The sequence below is a fragment of the Streptomyces sp. NPDC026522 genome (assembly GCF_055567555.1).
In genome coordinates this window covers 315512-321580 of the sequence record NZ_JBVHQF010000010.1, presented here as the reverse complement: position 1 = coordinate 321580, position 6069 = coordinate 315512, and the positions used below count along the sequence as shown (strand labels likewise).

The following is a 6069-nucleotide window of genomic DNA, read 5'->3' as shown; positions in this document are numbered from 1 at the left end:
GCCGCCGCGTACTCCGCGCGGATCGACATCAGACCCGGCATCTCGTGCTCGGCCAGGGTGATCTCCTTGCGGCCGAACGCGGCAAGGGAGAGGTCTGCGACCTTGAAGTCCATGGGTGCTGCTCCTCATGGTTCGAGAGGGTGGGTACGGCTGGGCCGTGCGCTGGCGCACCAGAGCACTGAGCACAGTCCGTCGGGGGCCCTCTCTCCCCTCGGCCGGTCACGAGGACCGCCCGACCGCCATCAGCAGCGACGCCTGACACTGATGACGAATCTACCCGATCAGTGCCGTGGACCCCAGTGGGACGGTAGTGCGACGGTGGACGGACCGAAGTCCGGGCCGCGTCCTTCCGGGCCGCTGCGGGTCCCGGAAGGACGTGCCGGTGGCCGGTGGTGGTGCCGGTGGCCGGGGTGTCAGCGGTCGGTGCCCGCGGCGGCGTCGGTGCCCTTAGGCGCGGCGTCGGCCTGGTAGATGTCCGGCTCCAGGTAGATCACCCGGGCGATCGGGACGGCCTCGCGGATCCGGGCCTCGGCGGCGTCGATGGCCCGGGCCACCTCGGTGGCCGTCTCGTCGTGCCGCACGGCGATCTTGGCGGCGACCAGCAGTTCCTCGGGGCCCAGGTGCAGGGTGCGCATGTGGATGACGCGGGTGACGGTGTTCCCGTCGACCGCGGCGGCCAGGATCTGCTCCACCTGCTCGGGGCCCGCCGCCTCACCGAGCAGCAGGGACTTGGTCTCGGCGGCGAGCACGACGGCGATGACGATCAGCAGGGTGCCGATGCAGAGGGTGCCGATGCCGTCCCAGATGCCGTTGCCGGTGGCGAGGGCGAGGCCGACGCCGCCCAGGGCGAGGACGAGACCGATGAGGGCGCCGGCGTCTTCGAGGAGGACGACGGGGAGTTCGGGGGCCTTGGCCCGCTTGATGAACTGGCCCCAGGTCTGCGAGCCGCGCAGCTCGTTCGACTCCTTGATCGCCGTCTTGAAGGAGAAGCCCTCGGCGACGATGGCGAAGACGAGCACGCCGATCGGCCAGTACCAGGCCTCGATCTGGTGCGGGTGCTTGACCTTCTCGTAGCCCTCGTAGAGGGCGAACATGCCACCGACGGTGAACAGGACGATGGAGACCAGGAAGGCGTAGATGTAGCGTTCGCGCCCGTAGCCGAAGGGGTGCTGGGGCGTGGCTTCGCGCTGGGCCTTCTTGCCGCCGAGCAGCAGCAGCCCCTGGTTGCCGGAGTCCGCCAGCGAGTGGACGCTTTCCGCGAGCATCGACGACGAGCCGCTGAAGACGAAGGCGACGAACTTGGCTACGGCGATGGCGAGGTTGGCGGCGAGTGCCGCCACGATCGCCCTGGTACCGCCCGACGCGCTCATGGGTGCAGGATGTCCCTTCCTCGGTGCGGCCCCTCCCGGCCGGGGCGCCGCGCTACGGCGGCACATTGTTGCAGCAGCCGCCCCTAGGGACGGTACGTCAGATGACGACGGTGGCGCGGAAGACGGTACCGGCGCCGGACAGTACGGCGCTCTCGCCGGCCGGGACGAAGACGGACTCGCCCGGGGCCAGGGCGAGTTCCCCGGCGCGCGGCCGTCCGGCGGTGCAGAGCAGGATCTGCGGGGCGGTGTCCGGGAGGGTGCGGGGAGCGGCGCCGGGGGCCAGGACGTAGCGGGAGAGCCGGAATTCGTCGATGGGGGTCTCGTAGACCTCCTCGCCGTCGTCCTCGGGGCGCAGGATGCCCGGTTCGCCGGGTTCGAAGACGACGACCTTGAGCAGTTCGGGGACGTCGACGTGCTTGGGGGTGAGCCCGCAGCGCAGCACGTTGTCGGAGTTGGCCATGATCTCGACGCCGAGGCCGTCGAGGTAGGTGTGCGGGATGCCGGCGCCGAGGAACATGGCTTCGCCGGGCTGGAGACGTACGTGGTTCAGGAGCATGGCCGCGATGACGCCGGGATCGCCGGGGTAGTGGTGGACGAGTCCGGCGTACGGGGCGTAGGGGCCGCCGAGGCGTTCGGCGGCGGCTGCGGCCTCGGCCACCGTACGGGCCGTCTCGGCGCGGTCGGCGGTGAGGACGGCGGTGAGCACCTCGCGCAGGGCGGCGTCTTCGGGGTGGGCGCGCAGCAGGTCGACGTAGGGCTTGAGGGAGTCGACGCCGAGGCCTTCGAGCAGGTCGGCGGCCTCCAGCGGCGGCCGGAAGCCGCACAGGCCGTCGAAGTGGGTGAGGGCGCAGATCAGTTCGGGCTTGTGGTTGGCGTCCTTGTAATTGCGGTGGCCCGCGTCGATGGGGACGCCGCGGCGCTCCTCGTCCGCGTAGCCCGCCTCGGCCTGCTCCAGGTCGGGGTGGACCTGGAGGGAGAGCGGCGCGCCCGCGGCGAGGATCTTGAGGAGGAAGGGCAGGCGCGGGCCGAACTTGGCGACGGCGGCGGCGCCGAGCTCGCCCTCGGGGTCGGCGGCGATGACGTCCGCGAGGGTGGTCTCCCCGGCGCCCCGGTCGAGGCGGGAGGGGGCGCCGGGGTGGGCGCCCATCCACATCTCGGCCTGCGGCTCCCCGCTGGGCTCCACGCCGAGGAGTGCGGGGAGCGCGGTGGTGGATCCCCAGGCGTAGGGGCGGATCGGGTTCGTGAGGCGGTCCATCGTCGTCTTCCTGGAGGCGGAACTGGTGGTGCGCGGGTGCCGGTGGCTGCCTCAGCCGTGCGCCCTGGACGCCAGCGCGAGGTAGGCGGTGGCGAAGTCCGTGACGGCGAGGAGTTCGGCGAGCTGTTCCAGTTCGCCGCCTTCCTCCGGTTCGAGTTCGCTGATGGCCGTGTCGTGGCTGAGGGCGAGTTCCCGGGCGGCGGGGGCCGCGCTCAGGCCGCCGGTGGGCCGGTCGCGCAGCAGCACGACGCGGGCGTGCAGGGCCTGGGGTTCTTCGACGCGGTCGCGGAAGAAGTCCTCGGGGTCGGCGCCGGCGGCGAAGGCCCCGGCGAGCAGTACGCCGTGGGCGGGCAGCGCCTCGGGGAGTTCGGCGGACAGCGCCGGGCGGCCGGCGAGTTCGGCGAGGGTGGCGGCGAAGCGGCGTCCTGCCGGGCCGGCTCCGGCGCCCTCGCTCCAGATCAGCGGGAGCGAGTCGGCGAGTTCGGTCGCGAGGGTCTTGGCCGGGTTGGAGTACGTGGCGATCGCCGGCCCGCAGCGTTCGGCGGTGCGGTCGAGCCGGTCGGCGACGAGCTGGAGCGAGCGGGGGGCGGCGTCGATGAGGCCGACCTTGTCGAGCAGCACCAGCAGCGGGGTGAGCAGGGCCCACAGGGCTCCGGGGCCGGCGGCGGCCGATTCGTCGTACTCCTGGTACGGGGCCTTGGCCATGGGTACGAGGACCCCGTGCGCGCCGTCCACGGCCTCGCTCAGCGGGGACCGCTCGGGGGCGACGGCCACGACGGTGCAGCCGCGCCGGTAGGCCTGCTCGGCGAGGACGGCGAGGCCGGGCTCGGTGCCGTCCGTGGTGGCGATGAGCAGCAGGTCGACGGGGCCGGCCCAGCCGGGCAGTGTCCAGCGCAGCGCCCCGGCGGCGTGCGCGACGCCGGTGGGGTGCAGGCGGGCGACGGGGGCGGAGGCTCCGGCGAGCGCGCCGAGGAGGTCGGCGACGCCGGTCGCGGCGGTGCCGGGGCCGGCGATCAGTACGGCGCGGGGGCGGCCTTCGGGCCGCAGGTCGCCGAGGCCGGCCTCGGTGGCGTGCCGGGCTGCGGTGCGGACCCGGGCCCCGGCTTCGGCGGCGCCGCGCAGGAGGCCCCGGCGGTCGGCGCGGGCGAGTTCCTCCGGGGCGTCGAGGATGGACTCGTCGAGCATGGCGGCCTCCGGCGGGGTTGACGGCGTCTGCGGTCTGCGCGGGGTGTCGTGGTGCGGGCGGAGCGGCGTGCTGTTCAGGCGGGCCGGCGGGCTTCGTCCACGAGGAGGACCGGGATGCCGTCGCGGACCGGGTAGGCGAGGCCGCAGTCCTGACCGGTGCAGATCAGCTCGGGGGCGTCCGCGTCGGCCGACTTGTCCTCCAGGGGCGAGTGGCAGGCGGGGCAGGCGAGGATCTGCAGGAGGCCGGCTTCGAGCGGCATGGTGCGCTTCCCTTCGAACATGCGGTTTGGGCGAGGTCAGCGTACCGCCGGGCCGCTTGTCTCGCGGCCCGGCGGTGGCGGTGAGAAAGGGGGGTGGTGTTACGCGCGGACCAGGGCGAGGACTTCGTCGCGGACCTTGGCGAGGGTGGCCAGGTCGCGCGCCTCGACGTTGAGGCGCAGCAGCGGCTCGGTGTTGGAGGGGCGCAGGTTGAACCACCAGTCGGCGGTGGTGACGGTCAGTCCGTCGAGTTCGTCGACGCTGACGCCCTCCAGGGAGGCGTAGGCGTCCTTGACGGCGGCGGTGCGGGCGGCCTGGTCGGCGACGGTGGAGTTGATCTCGCCCGAGCCGACGTAGCGGTCGTAGGAGGACACCAGGTCGGACAGCGCGCCCTGCTGGCCGCCCAGGGCCGCCAGCACGTGCAGCGCGGCGAGCATGCCGGTGTCCGCGTTCCAGAAGTCCTTGAAGTAGTAGTGCGCCGAGTGCTCACCGCCGAAGATCGCGCCCGAGGCGGCCATCTCCTGCTTGATGAAGGAGTGGCCCACCCGGGTGCGCACCGGGGTGCCGCCGTTCTCCCTGACGACCTCCGGGACGGACCAGGAGGTGATCAGGTTGTGGATCACGACGCCGCTGCCGCCGTTGCGGGCCAGCTCGCGGGCCGCGACCAGCGCGGTGATCGCGGACGGGGACACGCCCTCGCCGCGCTCGTCGACGACGAAGCAGCGGTCGGCGTCGCCGTCGAAGGCCAGGCCCAGGTCGGCGCCCTCGGCCTTCACCCGGGCCTGGAGGTCCACGATGTTCTTCGGGTCCAGCGGGTTGGCTTCGTGGTTGGGGAAGGTGCCGTCCAGCTCGAAGTACATCGGGACCAGCTCCAGCGGCAGGCCCTCGAACACCGTCGGGACGGTGTGGCCGCCCATGCCGTTGCCCGCGTCCACGACCACCTTCAGCGGGCGGATGCCGCGCAGGTCCACCAGCGACTTCAAGTGCTCGGCGTACCCGGCGAGGGTGTCCTGCTCGGTGACGGTGCCGGGGGTGGTGCCGGCCGGGATCGCCGGAGCGCCCTCGTCCGACCACTTCTCCGCCAGTTCCCGGATGGTGGCCAGTCCGGTGTCCTGGCCCACCGGGGCGGCGCCCGCCCGGCACAGCTTGATGCCGTTGTACTGGGCCGGGTTGTGCGAGGCGGTGAACATCGCCCCGGGCAGGTCCAGCTTGCCCGACGCGTAGTACAGCTGATCGGTCGAGCACAGCCCGATCAGCGTCACGTCCACCCCACGCGCCGCGGCACCCCGGGCGAAGGCCGCGGACAGGCCCGGCGAGGAGGGGCGCATGTCGTGACCCACGACGATCGCCGACGCCCCGGTCACCTCGACGAAAGCGGCACCGAACAGTTCGGCCAGCGGCTCGTCCCACTCGTCCGGCACAACGCCCCGTACGTCGTACGCCTTGACGATGTTCGAAAGATCTGCGGCCACTGCCTGCCCTCCTGAAGGATCTGTGCGGTGGAGCAAACCTACCCCGAACGGAGGACCGCGGTTCGGGCGAGGAGGGTGGCGGGCGGCCGTCAGGATTCCGGCGAGCGCAGGACGCGCAGGTGTCCGCGGCGGGTTTCGCCGGAGGTCTGGGGTCCGGGTACGGACTTGCCGGCGTCGGCGGCGCGCTCGTGCGGACGGGCGGCTTCGCGCACGGCGTTGGCCAGGGCTTCGAGGTCGTCGCCGCTGGGGCGCGAAGGGGGGCCGCCGTCCGTCAGGCGTACGACTTCCCAGCCCCTGGGGGCGGTCAGGCGCTCGGAGTGCTCGGCGCACAGGTCGTAACAGTGGGGTTCGGCGTAGGTGGCGAGCGGGCCGAGAACTGCGGTCGAGTCGGCGTAGACGTACGTCAGTGTGGCGACGGCAGGGCGGCCGCACGCGGTGCGCGAACAGCGACGTACAAGGCTCACGACGTTGGACGGTACCGCACTCTTGACCGGGCCGCGACGACTCCGCCGTCGGCCACCCGGCCGTG

General features: G+C 72.9%; 7 protein-coding genes. All 7 read right to left on the bottom strand.

All coding sequences use genetic code 11. The features are described from left to right. Positions 1-113, bottom strand: a 113-nt coding sequence (locus ACZ4M3_RS26130; protein WP_467736562.1) for an adenosylhomocysteinase, incomplete at its 3' end; no start/stop codon positions are given. A 300-nt stretch (positions 114-413) separates the two neighbouring features. Then, positions 414-1370 carry a cation diffusion facilitator family transporter gene (locus ACZ4M3_RS26125; protein ID WP_467736533.1) on the bottom strand — a complete coding sequence of 319 codons (957 nt, stop codon included), beginning with the start codon at positions 1368-1370 and terminating at the stop codon, positions 414-416. 97 nt (positions 1371-1467) lie between these two features. After that, the gene (gene manA, locus ACZ4M3_RS26120; RefSeq protein WP_467736531.1) at positions 1468-2625 is read right to left on the bottom strand and encodes a mannose-6-phosphate isomerase, class I; all 1158 of its coding nucleotides are present in this window, start codon (positions 2623-2625) and stop codon (positions 1468-1470) included. A 51-nt stretch (positions 2626-2676) separates the two neighbouring features. Next, complete coding sequence (locus tag ACZ4M3_RS26115; RefSeq protein ID WP_467736529.1) at positions 2677-3810, bottom strand: SIS domain-containing protein; 1134 nt, start codon at positions 3808-3810, stop codon at positions 2677-2679. 74 nt (positions 3811-3884) lie between these two features. Further along, entirely contained in the window at positions 3885-4070 is a 186-nt protein-coding gene (locus ACZ4M3_RS26110) for a Trm112 family protein (protein WP_361137043.1), read from the bottom strand. A 99-nt stretch (positions 4071-4169) separates the two neighbouring features. Continuing rightward, positions 4170-5540: a phosphomannomutase/phosphoglucomutase gene (locus ACZ4M3_RS26105; protein WP_467736526.1), complete on the bottom strand. Its 1371-nt coding sequence runs from the start codon at positions 5538-5540 to the stop codon at positions 4170-4172. An 89-nt stretch (positions 5541-5629) separates the two neighbouring features. Next, positions 5630-6004 carry a DUF3499 domain-containing protein gene (locus ACZ4M3_RS26100; RefSeq protein WP_467736524.1) on the bottom strand — a complete coding sequence of 125 codons (375 nt, stop codon included), beginning with the start codon at positions 6002-6004 and terminating at the stop codon, positions 5630-5632. Positions 6005-6069: the final 65 nt, after the last annotated feature.

What these genes read in the sequence shown, in the direction of transcription:
- ACZ4M3_RS26125 (WP_467736533.1), bottom strand. Translation starts at nt 1,370, where the DNA reads ATGAGCGCGTCGGGCGGTACCAGGGCGATCGTGGCGGCACTCGCCGCC.
- manA (WP_467736531.1), bottom strand. Translation starts at nt 2,625, where the DNA reads ATGGACCGCCTCACGAACCCGATCCGCCCCTACGCCTGGGGATCCACC.
- ACZ4M3_RS26115 (WP_467736529.1), bottom strand. Translation starts at nt 3,810, where the DNA reads ATGCTCGACGAGTCCATCCTCGACGCCCCGGAGGAACTCGCCCGCGCC.
- ACZ4M3_RS26110 (WP_361137043.1), bottom strand. Translation starts at nt 4,070, where the DNA reads ATGCCGCTCGAAGCCGGCCTCCTGCAGATCCTCGCCTGCCCCGCCTGC.